Origin of the sequence: Brevundimonas sp. SGAir0440, assembly GCF_005484585.1 — a bacterium.
In the GTDB taxonomy this organism is placed as follows: Bacteria; Pseudomonadota; Alphaproteobacteria; order Caulobacterales; family Caulobacteraceae; genus Brevundimonas.
In genome coordinates, this window is sequence record NZ_CP039435.1 from 2,053,983 (window position 1) to 2,074,526 (window position 20,544).

Consider the following 20,544-nt stretch of genomic DNA (forward strand, 5'->3'; position numbering starts at 1 on the left):
TCAGCCGTGCAGCTTCTTGGCCAACTCGGCGATATGCTTGCCCTGGAACCGGGCGCCGTCCAGCTCAACATCGCTGGGCTGACGCGAGCCGTCGCCGCCCGTGATCGTCGATGCGCCATAGGGCGAGCCGCCGTGGATGGCGTCCAGCGTCATCTGCCCCTGGAAGGAATAGGGCAGACCCACGACCGGCATGCCGTGGTGCATGAAGAAGTTGTGCAAGCCCTGGAAGGTCGTCTCCTGACCGCCGTGCTGTGTCGCCGTGGCGGTAAAGGCCCCGCCCACCTTGCCGATCAGGGCGCCCGAGAACCACAGGCCGCCAGCCTGATCCAGGAAGGCGCGCATCTGCGACGCGGCCGAACCGAAGCGGGTTCCGGCGCCGATGATGATGGCGTCGTAGTCCTTCAGATCGTCGATCTTGGCGATCGGCGCCTTTTGATCCAGCTTGTAGTGAGAAGCCTTGGCCAGCTCTTCCGGCACGGTTTCCGGCACGCGCTTGATGTCCACGACGGCGCCTTCGACCTCGCGAGCGCCTTCGGCGACCGCTTCGGCCATGGTTTCCAGGTGACCATAGGTCGAATGATAGAGGACAAGGACTTTCGGCATCGGGGAGGCTCCACTGAATGACAAGGGTCGTCATTCGCAACAACGACCGTTGCTAACTTGGCGCGCTGCCAGCCGTTCCGCAAGTCCCACACGTCAAATCACGTCTCGAAGGGACAGACGGTGTCGTAAAAAGTCCTGTCGCCCGGCGTGGGGCGACCGCGGCGACAATGGAAACGGTGCTCCATCACCATCGCCTGCTGCTCGATGTTCAACGCGTCCCACCGGCAGGTCGGTTCCACGCGATAGGCATAGGAGGCGGAGGCGTCCCCAGCCTTCAGCTTTGCGAACAGCAGATTGACGCCCTGCTGGGCCTGCCAGACGTGCGTCAGCTCATGAATCAGAACGCCCTGCATACGATCCGGCGCGGCCGCGAAGTCTGAGACGAGCTGCGCTTGGGGCCAGACAATCCAGTCTCGCCCGAACCAGCGTCCAGCCACAAACGCGCGGCGGAACGGCCAACCGATCAAACGGACGGGTTCGAGATCGATTGCGGCCCCGAACGCCTCTCGCGCTAGGCCCTTTTCAGCATCGGTCAGGGCGCGAACGAAGGATCCCAAGGCTTCACATACTCCCAGTGCCACGGCTCATAGACATAGGGCACAAAGCCGAAACGCCCAGCGTTCGCCACCAGCCAGCGATAGGTCGCCGACCGCGCCATATATTCGCGACTAGCCGGGGTGGTGGAATCGACGCCCAGACCCGGCGCCTGGCCGACATACAGATCGACCGCCGTGCCCGTCCGATGCGGCGAGCAGACCGCTCGGCGCAGCCCGTCGCAGTTGCCCTGCTGCGCACAGCGCGCCGCGTCCGCCTCGGGATCGCGGAAGCCGGAGAAGATCTGCAGCAGTTCGGGATCGGCCCGCACCTCCGGAACCTCTGCCCGCGCGGCCGCGACCAGCCGGCGATAGGCGTCCAAGACGTCCCGGCGCAGCAGACGTGTCAGACGGTCGGCATGCTCCTCGGACGCGACCAGATAGCCGAGTTGATTGATCGGCGGCGGCTCGGGACAGACTCCGCCGACGCGCGCCATGACGAATGGCCTGCGCTCCTGCCAAAGGCCGCGAAACACCTGGAATGTCGCCGCATCGAACAGGCCCGTCGGCGCCAGGCCATGCGTCTGCTGAAACCCCGCCAGTTGCGACGCGAAGATCGGCGTGCCGGGTCCGCACGTCGTATGCAGTTCGTGCTGGATCAGCGGCAGATAGGCCTGCCACCCCCACTCCGCCGCCCCGAACGGCGCCCATTCCATGCCGTAGGCCGATTCAGCGTTCGCCAGTCCCTGCGCCCGCCAACCGTCGGAATTGGTGTGGCAGGGGCCGGCCGCCCGCGCGCCGTCGGCAAACGTCAGAACGAAGCAAACGGACAGGAACGCAAAAAGGCTTCGCCACATGGCCCACAGGAAGCCCCAAGCCGGTCGATCTCACAAGTGCATGCGTCACCGATCGCTGGCATGGTGACGCGCGGCCGACTCGCGCCGCGCCTTTCGAACCGACGCATGTCCACCGCCGCGCCGACCGCGCCCCGCCGTTCCAACGCCGTGCTTGCGGCCTTCTCCGGCCCGTGCCTGCCGCTGGCGGCCTTCGGCGTCGCCCTGCCCGTCACCCTGCCGGAGTTCTACGCCACCCATGTGGGCCTGGAGCTGGGAGTCGTGGCGGCCGTCTTCATGGCCGTGCGCCTGATCGACATCGTCTTCGACCCCTTCATCGGCTGGGGCATGGACAAGACCAAGACGCGGTTCGGTCGCTATCGTCCGTGGATGGCCATTTCGACGCCGATCCTGATGCTGTCGGCCTTCATGATGTTCGTCGTGGTCCAGCCCGGCGCCGGACCGGCCTATCTGTTTGGCTGGCTGCTGGTCCTGTATCTCGGCTTCTCGATCGGCACCCTGGGCCAACTCGGCTGGGCCGCCGTGCTTGCACCGCAGTATGACCAGCGCAGCCGGGTCTATGGCTGGTGGCAGGTGTTCAACATCATCGGCGTGATCCTGATCCTAGTGCTGCCGACCGTGGTGGTTCAGACGGGCATCGGGAACTATGCTGACGGCGTGCGGATCATGGGCTGGGCCATCCTCATCGCCCTGCCCGTCACCATCGGCCTGGCCATGGTCGCCGTGCCGGAGCCCGTCAACGCGGGCGACCAGCCGCACGGCGGCGCCGGCGCCTATCTGGCTCTATTGAAGATGCCGACGGTCCGGAAGCTTCTGATCGCCGACCTGCTGCTGGGCGTCGCGCCGGGCATCACGGGATCGCTGCTGTTCTTCTTCTTCGGACAGATCAAGGGTTACGACCACAGCCAGGCCGGCCTGTTCATGTTGTTCTATTTTATCGCCGGTCTTTGCGGCGCGCCCATCTGGGCCTGGCTGGCCACGCGCATCGGCAAGGATAAGGCCCTGGCCGTCGCCAGCCTGATCTTCGCGGCCCTCTACATCGCCGCCACCCTCGTGCCCGGCGGCAACTTCATGCTGACGGCAGCCGCCATGTTCATCGCCGGCCTGCCCTATGCGGCCGGCCTGTTCCTGTTGCGCGCCATGATGGCGGACGCGGGCGACGAGGTGCGGCTGGAGACGGGCGTGGATCGCACCGGACTGATGTTCTCCATCCTGTCCGCGACGACCAAGATCGGCCACGTGGTCGCGCTGATCCCCTATCTGATCCTGCAGGTTGTTGGTTTCAAAGCCGTGCCTGGACCAATGGGCAACAGCGACTTTTCCCTGCTGACGCTCCAGATCCTGTTTATTCTGGTCCCCGGCCTGTTGCTGGCCGCCGCCGCCTGGGTGCTGAAGGGCTATCCCCTGACGCCGAAGCGGCACGATGAAATCCGCCTCGCCCTGGAAGCCCGCGACGGAGCCCGCCGTTGAGACCGATCGACCGCCTGCTCGGCGTCATGGAGCGGTTGCGCGATCCCGACGGCGGCTGCCCCTGGGACGTGGAGCAGACCTTCGCCACCATCGCGCCCTACACGATCGAGGAGGCCTATGAGGTCGCCGACGCCATCGAGCGCAACGATCTGGTCGAGCTTAAGGGCGAACTGGGCGACCTGCTGTTCCAGGTCGTCTTCCACGCCCGCATGGCTGAGGAACAGGGGCTGTTCGCCTTCGACGACGTGGTCACAGCCATCGCCGACAAGCTGGAGCGCCGCCACCCGCACGTTTTTGGTGACGAGGCCCAGCGCTCCTCGAAGGAACAGACCGTCGCCTGGGAAGCCATCAAGGCCGCCGAGCGCAAGGATCGCAAAAAGCCCGGCGTTCTCGACGACGTGCCAGTCGGCCTGCCCGCCCTGACCCGCGCCGCCAAACTGACCAAGCGCGCCGGTCGCGTCGGCTTCGACTGGCCGTCCACCGACGAGGTGTTCGACAAGCTGGCCGAAGAGGTCGAGGAGTTGCGCGTCGAGATCGCCGCCGGCGACAGGGCCAAGGCGCGTGAAGAGCTGGGGGACCTCCTGTTCGTCGTCGCCAACCTGGCGCGCAAGCTGGACGTCGAGCCCGAAGACGCCCTGCGCGCCGCCAACGCCAAGTTCGTGCGTCGCTTCGGCTTCATCGAGGCGGAACTGGCCAAGGACGGCCGTACGCCCGACCAATCGGGCCTGGCCGAGATGGACCGCCTCTGGGACGCCGCGAAGGTCGCGGAAAAGGCCGCGCCTGAAGCCTGAGCGACCCCGCGTGACCTACGACCTGATCATCTTCGACTACGACGGCGTGGTCGCCGACAGCGAGGTGCTGAACAGCACCGTCATGGCCGAGCAACTGACCGCCATCGGCCTGCCGACCTCGCTCGACGACGTCTTGGCCGCCTATACGGGCAAGCGCTGGCGCGACAATCGGCCGGTCGTCGAGGCGGCTCTTGGTCGCGCCTGCCCTGACGACTTCCACACCACATGGTTTGCGACCTGTCGCCGGCGCGCGCCGCAGCAGCTTGAGCCTGTGCCCGGTCTGCTGGACTTCGTCGCTGCCCGACCCGAGCCCCGCTGCATCGCCTCATCCAGCGGACCCGACTGGATCGGCGTCGGCCTAGACCTGTTCGGCCTGACGGACCATTTCGACGGCGCGGTCTTCACCGGCCTGGTGGTCGAGCGCGGCAAGCCCCACCCCGACATCTTCCTGCATGCCGCCGACGCCATGGGCGTTGATCCGATGCGCACCCTGGTGATCGAAGACAGCGAGGCGGGCGTCACCGCCGGCGTCGCGGCCGGTATGACGGTCGTGGGGCTGACGGCGGGCGGCCATGTCCGCCACGGCCATGCCGAACGCCTGACGGCGCGCGGCGCACACCACATCGCCGACAGCTATGCGGCCGTGTCCGCCTTCATGGATCGCTGAGCGTCAGAGGTAGCGCAGTTCCTGTAGATCGACGTCACGGAACAGTTTCTTGGCCGTCACCTCGTCCAGCTGACGCGCTCTCAGCAAGCGACGTAACTCTTCGCGCTCGGCGGCCAGCCCTGCAAGCCACAGACGCCGCTCGATGTCGTCCATCTTGCGCGTCAGGGCGGCGTCTTCCTCGTCCGTGCGGGTATGGGTCTCGATCCGCTGGCGATAGGTCTCCATGATCCGGCCAGCGATGTCGGAATAGAGGTCAGGGTTGGACTTGCCCTCCGCCATGGCGTGCGAGGCGTCCTCGATGGCGCGGATGGCGGCGGAGGCTGAGGCGACGCGACCGCGATCCTCTTCCTGCTCATGCGACGGCTCCGGCGGCAGTTCGACGTTCTTGAGCAGGCGGGGCAAGGCGAAGGTGGCCAACACCAGCGACACCACGATCACGCCGGCCGCCAGGAAGATCGCCAGGTTTCGAGACGGCATCGGCGACCCGTCGCCCAAGGCGAACGGCAGGGTCAGAATACCCGCCAGAGTGATCGCGCCCCGCACACCCGCCAGAGACATCACCATGGTCAGCCGCAAACCGACCTTGGCCGGCGGACCGCGATGGCGGCGGCGAAACAGGGTCAGCTTCAGCGAGGTCCAAACCCAGACGAACCGCAGCGCGGCCAGGGTGGCGACGATGCCGAACACATAGACCGCCAGCCACCAGACCTCCGGCCGGCTGGTGCCCGCCACCACCTCGGCCGCTCTCGACATGATCGAGGGCATCTGTTCGCCCAGGATCACGAAGATGATGCCGTTGGCGACGAACTGAACCGTGTCCCACACGACGCTGCGCCGGATCCGCGTCATCGCCATCGACTGCCCGACGATGCCGCCGCGTTCGGTGAAGCTCATCGTCACCCCGGCCGCAACCGCCGCCAGGATGCCGGACGCATGCAGTTCTTCCGCGACCAGATAGGCCGCAAACGGGATCAGCAGGCTGATCAGAATCTGCGCGCCCACGTCCTCGCCCCAGCGTCGGCTGACGAAGCTCTTGGCGTAGCTAATGGCCATGGTGACCAGAACGCCGACGGCGACCCCGACCAGGGCCAGCCAAACGAACGTGCCGACCGCATGGCCGATCGAAAACGCGCCCGTCGTCGCGGCGGCGACCGCGATCCGCATGCAGGTCAGGCCCGTCGCATCGTTCAATAGCGACTCGCCTTCCAGAATATGCATCAGGCGCTTGGGGATGGGCGCCCGCGCCGCGATCGCCTGAACCGCGATGGGATCGGTCGGCGACAGGATGGCGGCCAGGGCGAAGGCCACCGGCAGCGGCATCTCCGGGATCATCCACCAGATCAGGAAACCCAGACCGACGACGGTGAACAGCACCAGCCCCAGCGCCAGCTCGAGGATGACTGCCCGGTCGCGAAACAGGTCTTCCTTGGGAATTCGCCAGCCATCCAGAAACAGCAGCGGCGGCAGGAACAGCAGAAAGAAGATGTCCGGCTCAAGATCGACCGTCTTGCCCGTGATCAGCACGATGGCGGCGCCCAGCCCGATCTGAACCAACGGCAAGGCGATGCGCGTGATCCGCGCGATCGACCCCGACACCACCACGGCCAAAAGCAGAAGCAGGACGGTTTCGATCAGATGCATGAAAACTCAGTCGGTCAGGTCGGGATACAGGCGCTCGAATCGCCCGAGCGCCGCAGGATGCAGCCGCACCGTGACGTGAGTACGGCCAAGCTCGTCCGCATCGCGCGCCGTGACCCGACCATGTTCGTACAGCCACGCCAGGGCGTCGCCCTGATGCGGCTTCAGCGTCAGCTGCGTCTCGGGATCATCATCGATCAGGCCGGCGATGATCTGGCGCAGAGGCTCGATCCCTTCGCCCGTCCAGGCTGAGACGGCGACCGCCTCACCGTCCTTCGCCAGACGTTCGGCCTGACCCAGCACGGTCTCGCGCGCTTCATCGTCCAGCAGGTCGATCTTGTTCCAAACTTCCAGCACCCGGCGCGTCTTGCCCTCTGGCGTCTCGATCTGTTTCAGCACGGCTTCGACATCCTTGGCCTGGGCGGCGCTGTCGGGCGAGGCGATGTCGCGGACGTGCAGGATCAGATCGGCCTCGCCGACCTCCTCCAGCGTGGCGCGGAAGCTCTCGACCAGTTCGTGCGGCAGGTCGGAGATAAAGCCGACGGTGTCCGCCACGATGGCGGGTCGCCCTTGCGGCAACCGGATGGTGCGCTGGGTCGTGTCCAGGGTGGCGAACAGCAGATCCTTGGCGAAGACCTCCGATCCCGTCAGCCGATTGAAAAGCGTCGACTTGCCGGCGTTGGTGTAGCCGACCAGGGCGATGGTCGGGAACGGCGCCTTCTGACGCTGCTTGCGGTGCAGGCCGCGCGTGCGCCGCACCTCTTCCAACTCGGACTTCAGCCTGACGATCCGGTCGGCGATCAGACGCCGGTCCAGCTCGATCTGTGTTTCGCCGGGCCCGCCGGTCGAACCGGTGCCGCCGCGTTGCCGCTCGAGGTGGGTCCAGGTCCGCACCAGACGCGATCGCTCATAATCCAGCCGCGCCAGTTCAACCTGAAGCCGCCCCTCCTTGGTCCGCGCGCGACGGCCGAAGATTTCCAGGATCAGGCCGGTGCGGTCGATGACCTTCACCTCCCACGCCTTTTCCAGATTGCGTTGCTGCACCGGCGTCAGGGCGTCGTCGATGATGACGGCTTCGGCGTCCGCGGCGCGCACGAGCGCAGCCAGTTCCTCGACCTTGCCCGTGCCGAACAGGGTCGCAGGCGTGGTGCTGCGCAGCCGCACGATCTCTTCGGCGCGCACGTCGAGGTCCAGCGCGCGGGCAAGGCCCGCCGCCTCCTCAAGCCGTTCGCTCGCCAGCCGGGGACTGTCCGAGCGTCGGTCGGGGTGAATGACGACCGCCCGGATCAGCGGGACGGTGTGGTCGATCAGTTTTTGGGTCAATCAGTCTTCTTCGGCGTCGGGCTCGTACAGCTGCACGGGCGCGGACGGCATGATGGTTGAGATGGCGTGCTTGTACACCAGCTGGGACTGGCCATCGCGGCGCAGCAGGACACAGAAGTTGTCGAACCAGGTCACGATGCCCTGCAACTTAACCCCATTTACCAGGAAGATGGTCAGCGGCGTCTTGGTCTTGCGGACCGAGTTGAGGAAGGTGTCCTGAAGGTTCTGACGTTTGTCTTGCGACATGGCAGGTTTTTCCTGTTCTTCGTTGTTTGTCGCCGTGGGAGCGGCGGGGCCGATGCAGCCGACCGCGACCTTAACCGCCGCCCGGCCGCTCGGGCAACGCCCTAAATGGCCCCTCGACGCGCCTGTTCAAGATAGAGTTCTCGCAGGCGGGTCGCGACCGGGCCGGGCTGGCCGTCGCCGATCTTCACGCCGTCCAGCGAAACCAGCGGCATGACGAAGGCGCTGGCGGCGGTGACGAACACCTCCCGCGCCCGTTTCGCTTCGTCGACCGAGAAGGCCCGCTCTTCCAGTTCGACACCCTCGGCGGCGGCGAGATCGAGGACCGCCGCTCGCGTGATGCCCCGCAGGATATTGGCCTGGATGTCCCGCGTTCTCAGCCTGCCGTGCTCATCCACGATCCACGCATTGGTCGATGCGCCTTCGGTGATCAGACCCATGTCGTCGTACATCAGGCACTCATAGGCGCCGCGCTCGCGCGCCGCCTGTTTGGCCAGCACGTTCGGCAAGAGACCGACCGTCTTGATGTCGCAACGCCCCCAGCGAATATCGGGCTGGGTGACGCCGGCTGCGCCGTTTTTCGCCAGTCGCTGATTTCGCGCCGGATCCATCGACTTGGCCGTCACGACCACGCTGGGCGCGACATCGACCGGAAAGCCATGATCGCGCGGCGCCGTGCCGCGTGTAATCTGCAGATAGACCATGCCGTTGCGCACGCGATTGCGCCGCACGGTCTCGCGCAGAACGACGCCCAAGGCGCCGGCGCTCATCGGAATATCGATCTTCAGTTCGCTCAGACTGCGGTGCAGGCGGCTCATATGACCTTCGAAATCGGCCAGCCGCCCGTCGAAGACAGACCAGACCTCATAGACGCCGTCTGCGAACTGAAAACCGCGATCCTCGATATGGACCACGGCCTCGCCATGCGCGCTGTAGGCGCCGTTCACATAGGCGACGCGTGACATCAGGCCGGCTCTTCCTCATCGCCGCCGCGCGCGGGCGAGACGCCCAGCGACTTCAGCTTTCTGTGCAGGGCCGATCGCTCCATGCCGATGAAGGCGGCGGTGCGCGAGATATTGCCGCCGAACCGCATGATCTGCGCCGCCAGATACTCGCGCTCGAACACCTCGCGCGCCTCGCGCAGCGGCAGGGCGATGGTGCGTTCGCCGCCCAGGTTCGCCGTCCCGCCGTTCGAGGTCGCCACCTCCTGCGGCAGCATGTCGGCGGTGATCGTTTCGGCCGGATCGCCGGTCGCCAGGATCAGCAGACGCTCGATATTGTTGCGCAGCTGGCGGATGTTGCCGGGCCACGGATGGACTTGCAGCACCGCCACCGCATCGTCCCCCACGATGCGTTTGGGCAGACCTTGCGAAGCGCTGATCGTGTCGACAAAATATTCTACCAGTTCGGCGATGTCCTCGCGCCGTTCCGACAGCGGCGGGACACGGATCGGCACCACGTTCAGACGGTGGAACAGGTCTTCGCGGAAACGTCCCTCTGCGATCTCGGCCTTCAGATCGCGTGATGTCGAGGTCACGACGCGCACATCGACCTGAACGTCCTGCTCTCCGCCGACACGCCGGAACCTCTGGTCCACCAGCACACGCAGGATGCGGCTCTGGCTCTCGCGCGGCATGTCGCTGATTTCATCAAGATATAGCGTGCCGTTGTGGGCGCGTTCGAACACGCCGATCTTGCGCGGACGGCCGTCCTGGCCCTCCTCGCCGAACAGTTCGACATCCAGACGTTCCGGCGTCATGCCGGCGGCCGAAATCGCGACGAACTCGGCGCGGGCGCGCGGGCTGGCTTCGTGGATCTGGCGCGCCACCAGCTCCTTGCCCGAGCCGGCCGGTCCGGCGATCAGAACCCGACTGTTGGCCTGGGCCACCTTGGCGATTGTGCTGCGCAAGGCCTGCGCGGCCTGTGATCGGCCGATCAGACCCGACGGCGTCATGGTCGCCGCGCGCAGCCGGCGGTTCTCGCGCTTCAGCGTCGCCGCCTCGATGGCGCGTTCGACCACGACGACCAGCCGATCCGACTTGAACGGCTTTTCGATGAAGTCATAGGCGCCGCGCTTCAGCGCCGTCACCGCCGTCTCGATGTTGCCGTGACCGGAAATCATCACCACCGGCAGGTCAGGGTCCAGTTCCTTGACGACCTCCAGCAGCTCTAGCCCGTCCAGCCCGCCGCCCTGCATCCAGATGTCCAGGATCGCCAGCGACGGCTTCCTGGCCCGAATCGCGGCCAAGGCCTCGTCGGAGTTGGCGGCGACGCGCACGGCATGGCCTTCGTCCTCCAGCAGGCCAGACATTAGGTCGCGGATGTCGGCCTCGTCGTCGACAACGAGAATGTCGGAACCGGTTGGTCGCATCTTGCCTCGCTATTCGGCGGCCAGGGCCTGGAGCTTGCGCTCCGCGCCCTCGCCGCCTTTGCCGTGGGGTTTCAGGGGAAAGATCATGCACACGCGTGCGCCGCGCAGGGTCTGGGCGTCGGCCAGCTTCAGCTCGCCGCCGTGGTCCTCGCAAATGCGTTTGACGATGGCCAGACCCAGGCCCGTGCCCTTCTCGCGCGTGGTCACATAGGGTTCGGTGAGGCGATCGCGGTCGCGCGCCGGCAGACCCACGCCGTCGTCCTCGATCACGAAGGTCGCGACGCCGTCTTCGACTGTCAGCGACGCGATCACGCCCGCGTGGTCCGACGCCGCCGCCTCGCCCGCCGCAAGCCGTTGCGCCGCAACTGACTCACCCGCGTTCTTGAGGATGTTGATCAGCGCCTGCCCCACCATGCGGCCGTCGGCCTGCATCATCGCCTTGGGCAGGGGCTCGGTGATGTCGACGACGATGTCCGGCGCGGCGACCCGCTGAGCGAACACCGCCTCGCGCAACATTTCGGCCGGATTCTCGGGCGCGAAACGCGGCGCCGGCATGCGGGCGAAGGACGAGAACTCATCGACCATGCGGCCGATGTCTCCGACCTGCCGGATGATGGTGTCGGTGCACCGGTCGAAGATTTCGACATCCTCGCCGATCCGCGCGCGATATTTCCGTTTCAGTCGCTCGGCCGACAGCTGGATCGGCGTCAGCGGATTCTTGATCTCATGGGCGATGCGACGGGCCACGTCGCGCCAGGCGGCGTTTCGCTGGGCCGTCACCAGACGGGTGATGTCGTCGAAGGTCAGGACCATCTCGCCACCCAGACCACCCTCGATCCGAACGCGCAGCCGCCGCGTGTCCCCGCCCCGGCTGACGTCGATGTCTTCCTCGATATGGGCCTCGGCGCGCCGCACCAGATCGCTCAGCTCTGGCGACAACGCCGCCAGTTCATGGCCAAGAACCTCGGCGTCGTCGATGTGAAGCAGTTGCAGGGCGCTGTCGTTGATCGCCGAAACCCGCCCACGCCTGTCCAGACCGATGACCCCGGCGCTGACGCCCGACAGCACGGTCTCGATGAAACGGCTGCGATCGTGCGCCTCGTCGCTCGCGGCCTTGAGCGCGGCCTGCTGCGCCTGCAGATCGCCGGTCATGCGGTTGAAGGCGTCCGACAGGGTGGCGATTTCGGCCGGCGCGCCGTCGCTGTCGACCCGTGCGGTGAAGTCGCCGCCTGCGACCTGTCCCGCCGCCTTCACCAACCGACCGATGGGCGCGGAGATGCTGCTGGCCGCCGACATTCCCAGCCACACCGCCCCGACCAGCACCAGCAGCGCCGTTTCCAGATAGCTTAGGATGAAGGCCGACTGGATGCGGGCCCTGCTCTCCTCCGCCTCGCGATAGGCCTGAATGGACTGCACGGCCGAACGCATCTGTGCGACGAGTCCCGGTGCCAGAGGACGCACGACGTAAAGATAGGCATCGCCATATCCCGGCAGAGGATAAAGGGCGCGAACGGTGTCGGGATATTCGGTCACCTTGACGGGAATGTCCTGGCCCTCGGCCGCGATTTCCAGTTCGGACACTGGCGGCGCCAGATAAGGTGGAGCGCCGGGGAGTTCCCCAGTGGCCAGAACTTCACCTTTGCCGTTCAAAATATAGACTGCCGGATAGCCGAAAAACTCAGCGATTTGCGTCAATGCGCCGGCGAACTGAATGCGATTGTCGAAGACTTGGCGAGCCCCGCCCAGCTCGGTGCTCATGGTGCGCAGATCGCGCGTCATATCTGCACTGACATCGGCGATATAGGCCTTGCCGATCGACGCCCCGTTGTCAACGGAGGTGCTCACATTGGCGCTGAACCACTGGTCCACCCCCCGATTGACCAGAACGCCGAACACGAGAGCGATCAGCACAGCCGGGACCAGGGCCACCATCGAGAACAGAGCGACGAACCTCAGGTGAAGGCGCGATCCGGCTTCGTCGGTGCTGCGCACCAAGGTCAGCACGCGCCGGCCGACGATGATGGCCAGGCCGGAAATCAGAAGCAGATTGGCGGCCAGAACGATCAGGGCGATCTGGCTGCTCGATCCGCGCGCCGAGCCCGATGTCGCACCCGGGGCGACCGCCACCAGCCAGATGGCCGCCGCCGTGATCGCGACGGCCAGAAAGAACGCCAGTCCGAAGCCGGTCCGGGCGCGTTCGCTATCGACCCATCCCCAGAACGACCCGTCGTCCGACGCGGGGTCGGGCGAAGCGGTGCGTGCTGAGGGCGTATCCGTCATGCCACAGCAGTCTCCAACAGCTGTGGCCCATTTTCAACAGCAGACTTATCTAACCGAGGCAAATCCAGCCGCCATAGTTCGTGCATCGCGGCTTCGACGTCGATCGGATCGTCCAGGCGGCAAATTCTTGCCTTGGCCTCACGACGGTGTTGCGGATCGGCCGGCCATGGCGCCTGTTCGATGTACCAGCCCAGGTGTTTGCGGAACATCTTCAAACCCAGCGGCAGGCCGTAGAACTCGGCCGACGCCCGCAGGTGCTCGATCACGATCGCCAGCCGCTCTTCAGGTGCGGGTTCCTCCAGCGCCACGCCGTCGATCAGCGCCCGTTCAAGATGCGCCGCCAGCCACGGCCGGCCATAGACGCCCCGTCCCAGCATCAATCCGTCCGCGCCGGACTGCGCCAAGGCCTGGCGCGCTTCCTCGGCGGTGACGATGTCGCCATTGACGATGACGGGGATGCCGACCGCCGCCTTCACCCTCCCGACCGCATCCCAATCCGCTTGCCCGGTATAGAACTGCTTTCGCGTGCGGCCATGCACCGTGACCGCCTTGACGCCGATCTCTTCCGCGCGGCGGGCCAGTTCGGCGGCGTTCCGACTCTCGTCGTCCCAGCCCAATCGCATCTTGACCGTGACCGGCCGATCGGTGGCCTTGACCGCCGCCTCCATGATCCGACACGCCAGATCGGGCGTCCGCATCAGGGCCGAACCGGCAGCCGAGCCCGTGACCTCCTTGGCTGGACAGCCGAAGTTCAGATCGACGATGTCCGCCCCGGCCTTTTGCGCCATGCGCGCACCCTCGCCCATCTGTTCGGGATCGCGCCCGACCAGTTGGATGACGGTCAGCGGCAGACCGGCTCCCACGGCGGCGCGCCGCACGACGTCCGGCCGCGCCCGCGCCAGTTCCTTGGCGGCCACCATCTCTGTCGCGACATAGGCGGCGCCCAGTTTGGAGGCCAGCACGCGGAACGGCAGGTCGGTCACGCCAGTCATCGGCGCCATCAGCACCTGGCCGGGCACGGTCACATCGCCGATTTGCAAGGTCTTGGGCATTTCCGTCTTTCGCCGCATCGCAGCCGCCCTCGTCAAGCACGACCGCGGCGCTTTGATGGTTTCGCCCCGTCGCCGCGCGCACTATCAAGGCCGCCATGACATTCTCGGGCATCATCGTCGCAGCCGGTTCCGGCTTGCGCGCCGGCGGCGAAAAACAGTGGCGGAACCTGGGTGGGAAGCCCGTGCTGCGTTGGTCGGCCGAGGCCCTGCTGAACGCCCGGGCCGACGAACTGATCGTCGTGATCGCGCCCGACGCCGTTGAGCGTGTGGCGGAGGTGCTGTCCGGTTTGCCGCGTTGGAAAGCCGTCGTCGGTGGAGCCGCCCGCGCCGATTCGGTCCGCGCCGGGCTTGCGGCTCTGAGCTGTCCGGCAGATCAGCCGGTCTTGATCCATGACGCCGCCCGTCCCCTGCTGGATCGCGCCGTCGTCGATCGTCTGCTGTTGGCCCTGAAAACCTCAGACGGTTCCCTGCCCGTCCTGCCCGTCGCCGACAGCCTGCGACGTGGAGAGGCGAACATCATGACCGACGTGGTCGAGCGCGACGGTCTGTGGCGCGCCCAGACGCCTCAAGCCTTCCGCCGGGGCGTGATCGAGACCGCCTATGACGCCTGGTCGGACGCCGAGGTCCCGACCGACGAAGCCGTCGTCGTGCAGCGCTACGGCGGCGCGGTGGCCCTGGTTCAGGGCGATGCGCGTCTGATGAAACTGACCTATCCCGAGGATTTCGCCATGGCCGAAGCTTTGCTGCCCCAAGCGCAGCGTTATCAAACCCGCATCGGCTCCGGCTATGACGTGCATCGCTGGGGACCGGGCGGATCCGTCTGGCTGTGCGGGATCGAGGTGCCGCACGACCAGACTCTGATCGGCCACTCCGACGCGGACGCCGGTCTCCACGCCCTGACCGACGCCATCCTGGGCGCCATCGCGGCGGGCGACATCGGCGACCATTTCCCGCCGACGGATCCGAAATGGAAGGGCGCCGCCTCGGACCTGTTCCTGATCCACGCCGCCGAACTGGTGGCGGCGCGCGGCGGCCGCATCGTCAATGTCGACGTCACCCTGATCTGCGAACACCCCAAGGTGAAGCCGCACCGCCAGGCCATGCGCGACCGGATCGCCGGGCTGCTGAGCCTTCCGCTCGACGCCGTCAGCGTCAAGGCCACCACGACCGAAGGGCTTGGCTTCACCGGACGCGGCGAAGGTCTGGCCGCCCAGGCCGTGGCGACCGTGGAAACGCCGGCGGCCTAGCGCGCCGCCATCTTCATCTGACGCACCAGCGATCCGAACAAGTTGACGTAGTCGTCCGTCCACGGACGCACCGCCGTCGGCAACAGCTTGCGCCAACGCGCATCGTCCCTGAACCCTTCCAGCGCCGCCGGGCTCTTGCCGATCAGCAGGGCTTCTGTCGAGGCCTCGGCCATGTCGCCCTGGTTCGACTGCTCGATATAGACCTGGTGCAGGTGCGGGACCTTCAGCGCCTGCGCCGCCGCCTCGGCCGGCAGGGTGATCTCCAGGTTCCGGTTCGACAGATGCAGCACCACGACGCCGTCTGGCGCCAGCAGCCGCAGATAGCCGCGGATCGCCTCGACCGTCAGTAAGTGCGTCGGCACGGCGTCGGACGAGAAGGCGTCGATAACCAGCAGGTCATAGGATCCTGCCGGCTCGCGATCCATCGTCAGGCGCGCGTCCCCCAGAACCGTCCGCAACGGCCCATCGGCGCAGCCGTTGATGAAGCTGAACCATTGGGGGTCGCGCGACAGCCGATCCACCATCGGATCGATCTCGAAGAAGGTCAGTTGGTCCTGGGCGCGCTTGTAGGCCGCCATGGCGCCCGAGCCCTGCCCCACCACGCCGACGCGCGCGCCGTCCAGTCGTCTCGTCTGCATCTGCAGCATCGCCTGCCCCAGCGGCGTCGAGGTCGCATAATAGAGCGTCGGCTGACAGCGGTTCGACGGCGCCTGGGCCTGGGCGCCATGCAAGGTCGTGCCGTGCATCAGTACGTGGACCGGCCCGCCCATCAGCGGATCGTCGATCTTGGCCACCCGCATCACGCCAAAGAAGCTGCGCTCCGACAGGGCCCAGTCATAGCCGCGCGCCAGATGATAGCCGGACCAGACGATAACGGCCAAAACGATCGTGAACATCACCGCCCGATCGCGCACCAGGAAGGCGAACAGGGTCGCGATCCCCAGGATGGCTTGCGCGATCCGCACCAGTTCGGCGTCCGGGATGGCCGCGCGAATGTCGGGCGCATAACGAACCGCCTCCATCGACAGCGGCCCCAGAAGGGCGATGATCACGCCGGCGACGCAGCAGATGATTTCCCACGGCCTGATCTCGCCACGGCTCCACGGCCGCAGCAATCCGGCCGCCACCAGCACCAGCGGATATTCCCACACCATGTCGAAAATGGCTGGCGCGATCAGGCCGTTGAACAGTCCGCCGACTACGCCGCCCAGCGACAGCAACAGATAGAATTCGGTCAGCCGATCCGGCGCCGGCCGCCGCGCCGCCAGCCTTTGGTGACACATAAGCGCTGTAAAGAAGAAGGCCGCCAGATTGACGGTGAACACCAGCAGCCATTCACCAGTCCGGAACGCAATCAGGGCGGCGCAGGCCGCTGCCGCCGCCGCCTGCAAACCAAGGCCGATGGCTGGCGAAACAGCCGGCCGGGTCTGGAACGCGATGACAAACGTCAGCAGATAAAGCGCAAGCGGTATGACCCACAGAAAGGGCGCTGAGGCCACATCCGTCGTCAGGTGCGCCGTCACGCCCAGCATCAGACTGGACGGCGCGGCGGCCAGCATAACCAGCATCCCCTTTTCGCGCCAGGCGATCGGCGGGCTGGCCTCAAGCGGCGCGGGCTCCGCCGACCCGATCTCACGACGCCGCCAGACCTGAACGCCCAGCCCCACGACCATCACCACGAACAGCCCATAGCCGACGCTCCACCCCAGGCGCTGATTCGACAGGCTGGCGAGCGGCTCGATCACCACCGGATAGGCGATCAGGGCCAGGAAGCTGCCCAGGTTCGAGGCGGCGTAAAGAACATAGGGGTTCTGGCCGTCTGCGTGTCCCGCCCGCACGCGCGCATACCAAGCCTGAAGCAGCGGCGCCGTCGCCGACAGCACCGCAAACGGCGCGCCGATGGACACCGCCAGCGTCGCCAGCAGCCACATCGCCGGTTGGGACGGATCGGGATCCCCCAACAGGCCGCTGATCTGCAAGGGCAGGAAAAACGCCGCGACGATCAGCAGGCCCAGATGCACCCCGACCTGCGCGCGCATCGTCGCCAGACGTTGCAGCAGGTGCGCGTAGCCATATCCGGCGAGCAGCGCGGTCTGGAAGAACACCATCGACGCGTTCCACACCGAAGGCGATCCGCCCAACGTCGGCAACAGCAGTTTGGCCGCCATCGGTTGAACGACGAAGACCAGACAGGCCGATGTGAAGATGGCGACGGCGAACAGGATCGGCGCGATGCGATCCGACGTCGGGGCTGCGGGGCGTAACGGATCGATAGCCTCGGTCATGCCTCTGGTTAGAGCGGGGTTCGCGGCCTATGAAAAGACCATGTTTTCCCAAGATATCGCGCAGCTGGCGCAACAGATTGTCGCAACGGCCAGCGCGCGCGGCCTAATGCTGGCGACGGCCGAAAGCTGCACCGGCGGGCTGGTGTCCGCTGCGATCACGGCCATCCCCGGTTCGTCAGCGGTCCTGGATCGCGGCTTCATCACCTACAGCAACGAGGCCAAGATCGAGATGCTGGGCGTGTCGCTGGAAAGCCTGTCCGTCCACGGCGCCGTGTCGCAAGCCGTCGCAGTGGCGATGGCCGAGGGCGCAGTGGCGCACTCTCGCGCTTCTGTGTCGGTATCCGTCACGGGCGTGGCTGGACCGGGCGGCGGATCGGTCGATAAGCCGGTGGGTCTCGTCCACTTCGCGGCGTCAGGCCCACAAGGCGTCGTTCACCGTGTCGAGCGGTTCGGCGACCTCGGCCGCGATGGCATCCGCCAAGCCAGCGTTCGCGTGGCGTTGGAAATGCTGGCGGATCGGCTCGCGTGAGCGGCCCTGTCGTTATCGACGCCAGGGGTCACCGCTGCCCCGTTCCAAGCCTGAAGCTGATGAAGGCGATGGAAACCGCTCCGCCCGGGGCCCGGATCGTGCTGCTGGCCACCGATCCGATGGCCCGGATCGATGTGCCGTTTCTGATGTCTCAGAAAGACGGGCGCGTGCTCGAGATCGAGGACGCCGACGGCCTTCTTCGCATTACGATCGAGACCGGCGCCCGGCCCGACGCTCCGACAGATTGACGACATCGGCCGGCGGCGTGTCGGCGATCGCGCGCGCCTTGGCCGCCAGCTCCATCTCGGTGGCGAAGGCGCCGCCGTAGAAGATGGCGTTGACGTTCCACGACAGCCAGATCAGCAGCACCACCACGGCGCCGACCGATCCATAGGTGGCCCCCAGCGGCGCGATCTGCTCGACATAGATGGCGCACAGCCATGACGACACGACCGACATCAAGGTCGCCACCAGACCGCCCGCCGTGGCCGGCAGCCACGCGACCGGCGCCCTGTGGCTCATGGCGTAGCGGTAAAGCAGCGTCAGCCCGATCACCAAGCCGATCGCGGGCAGTAAGGCGTCCAGCGGCGCCATGCCGATTCGCCCGGGCAGGCCGGCGGCCGACGACGACGCATGCGCCATGATCCGCACGGTCACGACCGCGCCCGACACCACAGTGAACAGCGCAAAGGCGAAGATGGCCACGAAGAAGGCCAGCAGATTGAACTTGAAGAAGCCGTGCGGCTCGGTCTCGTCATGGATCAGGTTCAATCCCGCCAATAAGGCCTTGAAACCTCGATGCGCGGCATAGGCGCCGACGAACAGGGCGAAGGCGCTCTGAGCGGAAACCGTCCGCGCCGATGCGTTGCTCAAACGCGTGATTTCGCCCTGGAAAATGGTCTGCGCCGCTTTGGGCAGCAGGTCCGACAAGGCGGTCGCCTGGGCGCTGACTTCGCTGATCGACAGACCCAGCTTGTAGAAGCCGATTAAGATGGCGATCGCCGGAAACACGGCTAACAGGGCGAAGAAGGACACGCCGCCCGTGTAGAGCATGACGTCGCGCCCCCAACTGCGGGTAAACGCTCGCACGGCCAGCCCACCCCAGAACCCGGGCGCTTTCAGGACCGACCGTGTCAGTTGCTCACTCAAATCAGTCCCCACAACCGTTGCACAGGCGGCGGAACCTAGCGGAATTCGTCTGTGGCGAAAGTCTCATCCGCGTGAGGACGATCATTCGCGATCCGGCCGCATCCCTTTGGCCCGACGACATTGCATCCTTAACACCCTCGTCGCTATGGTCCGCGCGTTTCCGGCCGGCTATTGGCGCGGCGACCTTTGGAGACGATGGGCTTGGCTTTCGACGCGCGCGTATTGATCCTGGCGGCTGACGATGGCCGGATCGGGCCGCTCGCTGCGGGTCTGGATGCGCTGGGCTGGACGACGGTGACCGCCCGCGACGTCGTCTCGGCCGAGATGACGCTTCAGGACTTTCCGCTCGAAGCCGCCGTCATCGACATCAACACCTTCGACGCCGACGTGGCGTCACGGCTGTGCGCCGCCGCCGAGCCGCGCCGCCTGCCCATCGTGGTCATCGGCGCCCGCCCCGATTCGGTGAAGGGTGCGGATCTGACCATGTCCACGCCGCCGCATCCGGCCCAGGCTGCCTTGCGTCTGGAGCAGCTGGGCCGGGCCGCCATCGCCGAGGAAGAATATCGGCTGCGCGTCACCACCTTCGCCACGCGCGGGGTCGGCTTGGACAAAAGGACCGACGACGATGGGCCCTTGCGCGTTCTGGCCGCCGGCGTCGCCGACCGGCGCTTTCTCGCCCTGTCGAACGCCCTGACCGCGGCCGGGGTCGAGGTGGTCGCGGCGCCGACGCCCTACACCGCCTTCGACTATCTGCACGAAAGCCCGTTCGACGCCGCCGTTCTGTGGGGCGCCGAAGACCATGCGCCGGCCCTGTCGATTGCGGCGGGCATGAAGCGCAACACGCGCCTCTATCACATCCCGCTGATGCTCTATCTGCGCGGCAGGAACGAGATCAGCCTGGCCGAACTGTTCAACCGCGGCTTCGCAGACGTCGCCTCCGCCGACACGCCCGAGGGCGAAACGGCCGAGCGGATCCTGGCCCTGGCCGGCGCGCACCGCATCCATCTGGGCATTCGCAAGACTCTGGACTCGGTGCGCAGCCTGGACGTGATGGATCCGGAAACGGGCCTGTTCACGCCGGAACTGTTCGCCAGCCACCTGGGCCGCGTCGCCGAGGCCTCGCGCGCGCGCAAGCGCCCGCTGTCCGTCTGCGTCCTGAGAGTGCGCGAAACCGAGTCCGTCACCTGGGCGCGTCAGGGTGGTTGGCTGGATCGCGCCATGCCGCAGATCGGGGCCATGGTTTCGCGCCTGGTCCGCGTCGAGGACACCCCTGCCCGCCTGGCCAAGGAGGTCTTCGCCCTCGCCCTGCCCGCAACCCACGCTGAACCGGCGCGTCTGGCCGCAGAGCGAATCGCCGCCGTGATCGGCTGCACCGCCTTCGATGCCGGTCCGGACCGGTCGCCCTTCGTCGCCGAGTTCGACGTCGGCGCCGCCGAGATGCGCCCCGACGAAAGCGCCGCCGCCCTTTTGGAACGCGCCTCGGCCGACCTGTTCGAAAAGACGCGCTGA

The 20,544-nt window shown here is 66.6% G+C and carries 19 protein-coding genes; 7 read left to right on the top strand and 12 right to left on the bottom strand.

Translation table 11 applies throughout. From position 1 onward, the window contains the following. From wrbA to E7T10_RS10200, 3 genes are all read right to left on the bottom strand, one after another. Entirely contained in the window at positions 1–603 is a 603-nt protein-coding gene (gene wrbA / locus E7T10_RS10190) for an NAD(P)H:quinone oxidoreductase (RefSeq protein WP_055805062.1), read from the bottom strand. A 98-nt stretch (positions 604–701) separates the two neighbouring features. Next, entirely contained in the window at positions 702–956 is a 255-nt protein-coding gene (locus E7T10_RS10195) for a hypothetical protein (protein ID WP_246845985.1), read from the bottom strand. Between the two features lie 179 nt (positions 957–1,135). Continuing rightward, complete coding sequence (locus E7T10_RS10200; RefSeq protein WP_137721698.1) at positions 1,136–1,993, bottom strand: D-alanyl-D-alanine carboxypeptidase family protein; 858 nt, start codon at positions 1,991–1,993, stop codon at positions 1,136–1,138. A 105-nt stretch (positions 1,994–2,098) separates the two neighbouring features. On the opposite strand from E7T10_RS10200, the gene E7T10_RS10205 reads away from it, so the two are divergent. From E7T10_RS10205 to E7T10_RS10215, 3 genes are read left to right on the top strand one after another with little or no spacing between them, the layout of a single operon-like run. Further along, on the top strand, positions 2,099–3,460 hold the full coding sequence (locus E7T10_RS10205) for an MFS transporter (protein ID WP_137721699.1): 1,362 nt from the start codon (positions 2,099–2,101) through the stop codon (positions 3,458–3,460). A 26-nt stretch (positions 3,461–3,486) separates the two neighbouring features. Beyond that, the gene (gene mazG, locus E7T10_RS10210; protein ID WP_246846152.1) at positions 3,487–4,251 is read left to right on the top strand and encodes a nucleoside triphosphate pyrophosphohydrolase; all 765 of its coding nucleotides are present in this window, start codon (positions 3,487–3,489) and stop codon (positions 4,249–4,251) included. Between the two features lie 10 nt (positions 4,252–4,261). Beyond that, positions 4,262–4,918 (top strand): HAD family phosphatase, encoded by a 657-nt coding sequence (locus E7T10_RS10215; protein ID WP_137721701.1) that lies wholly within the window; start codon positions 4,262–4,264, stop codon positions 4,916–4,918. Positions 4,919–4,921: 3 nt separating this feature from the next. Here the strand turns inward: E7T10_RS10215 and E7T10_RS10220 are convergent, their stop codons facing one another. From E7T10_RS10220 to dusB, 7 genes are all read right to left on the bottom strand, one after another. After that, positions 4,922–6,559 carry a Na+/H+ antiporter gene (locus E7T10_RS10220; RefSeq protein WP_137721702.1) on the bottom strand — a complete coding sequence of 546 codons (1,638 nt, stop codon included), beginning with the start codon at positions 6,557–6,559 and terminating at the stop codon, positions 4,922–4,924. A gap of 6 nt (positions 6,560–6,565) precedes the next feature. Next, complete coding sequence (hflX, locus tag E7T10_RS10225; protein WP_137721703.1) at positions 6,566–7,879, bottom strand: GTPase HflX; 1,314 nt, start codon at positions 7,877–7,879, stop codon at positions 6,566–6,568. Next, the gene (gene hfq, locus E7T10_RS10230; RefSeq protein ID WP_003164861.1) at positions 7,880–8,125 is read right to left on the bottom strand and encodes an RNA chaperone Hfq; all 246 of its coding nucleotides are present in this window, start codon (positions 8,123–8,125) and stop codon (positions 7,880–7,882) included. A gap of 101 nt (positions 8,126–8,226) precedes the next feature. Further along, positions 8,227–9,087 carry a D-amino-acid transaminase gene (locus E7T10_RS10235; RefSeq protein ID WP_137721704.1) on the bottom strand — a complete coding sequence of 287 codons (861 nt, stop codon included), beginning with the start codon at positions 9,085–9,087 and terminating at the stop codon, positions 8,227–8,229. Continuing rightward, positions 9,087–10,493 carry a sigma-54 dependent transcriptional regulator gene (locus E7T10_RS10240; RefSeq protein WP_137721705.1) on the bottom strand — a complete coding sequence of 469 codons (1,407 nt, stop codon included), beginning with the start codon at positions 10,491–10,493 and terminating at the stop codon, positions 9,087–9,089. Before E7T10_RS10240 ends, E7T10_RS10235 begins: the two co-directional genes overlap by 1 nt. Before the next feature lie 9 nt (positions 10,494–10,502). Continuing rightward, positions 10,503–12,773: a PAS domain-containing sensor histidine kinase gene (locus tag E7T10_RS10245; RefSeq protein ID WP_137721706.1), complete on the bottom strand. Its 2,271-nt coding sequence runs from the start codon at positions 12,771–12,773 to the stop codon at positions 10,503–10,505. After that, the gene (dusB, locus tag E7T10_RS10250) at positions 12,770–13,825 is read right to left on the bottom strand and encodes a tRNA dihydrouridine synthase DusB (protein ID WP_168189922.1); all 1,056 of its coding nucleotides are present in this window, start codon (positions 13,823–13,825) and stop codon (positions 12,770–12,772) included. The genes E7T10_RS10245 and dusB overlap by 4 nt, the downstream gene beginning before the upstream one ends. A gap of 95 nt (positions 13,826–13,920) precedes the next feature. Here dusB and E7T10_RS10255 point away from each other — a divergent pair, with 95 nt between their 5' ends. Continuing rightward, a complete protein-coding gene (locus E7T10_RS10255) occupies positions 13,921–15,072 on the top strand; it encodes a bifunctional 2-C-methyl-D-erythritol 4-phosphate cytidylyltransferase/2-C-methyl-D-erythritol 2,4-cyclodiphosphate synthase (protein ID WP_137721708.1) in 1,152 nt (383 codons plus the stop codon). Here the strand turns inward: E7T10_RS10255 and E7T10_RS10260 are convergent. After that, the gene (locus tag E7T10_RS10260) at positions 15,069–17,357 is read right to left on the bottom strand and encodes a spermidine synthase (protein WP_137721709.1); all 2,289 of its coding nucleotides are present in this window, start codon (positions 17,355–17,357) and stop codon (positions 15,069–15,071) included. The two genes, E7T10_RS10255 and E7T10_RS10260, sit on opposite strands and share 4 nt — an antisense overlap. A gap of 40 nt (positions 17,358–17,397) precedes the next feature. On the opposite strand from E7T10_RS10260, the gene E7T10_RS10265 reads away from it, so the two are divergent. Further along, complete coding sequence (locus E7T10_RS10265; RefSeq protein ID WP_168189923.1) at positions 17,398–17,886, top strand: CinA family protein; 489 nt, start codon at positions 17,398–17,400, stop codon at positions 17,884–17,886. Between the two features lie 59 nt (positions 17,887–17,945). Continuing rightward, positions 17,946–18,134, top strand: coding sequence for a sulfurtransferase TusA family protein (locus tag E7T10_RS10270; RefSeq protein WP_371275446.1), 189 nt, complete (start codon positions 17,946–17,948; stop codon positions 18,132–18,134). Here E7T10_RS10270 and E7T10_RS10275 read toward each other — a convergent pair. Then, a complete protein-coding gene (locus tag E7T10_RS10275; RefSeq protein ID WP_371276306.1) occupies positions 18,091–18,939 on the bottom strand; it encodes a YihY/virulence factor BrkB family protein in 849 nt (282 codons plus the stop codon). The genes E7T10_RS10270 and E7T10_RS10275 overlap by 44 nt on opposite strands. Positions 18,940–19,236: 297 nt before the next feature. Between E7T10_RS10275 and E7T10_RS10280 the strand changes: the two genes are divergently transcribed. Then, positions 19,237–20,544: a diguanylate cyclase domain-containing protein gene (locus E7T10_RS10280; RefSeq protein ID WP_168189924.1), complete on the top strand. Its 1,308-nt coding sequence runs from the start codon at positions 19,237–19,239 to the stop codon at positions 20,542–20,544.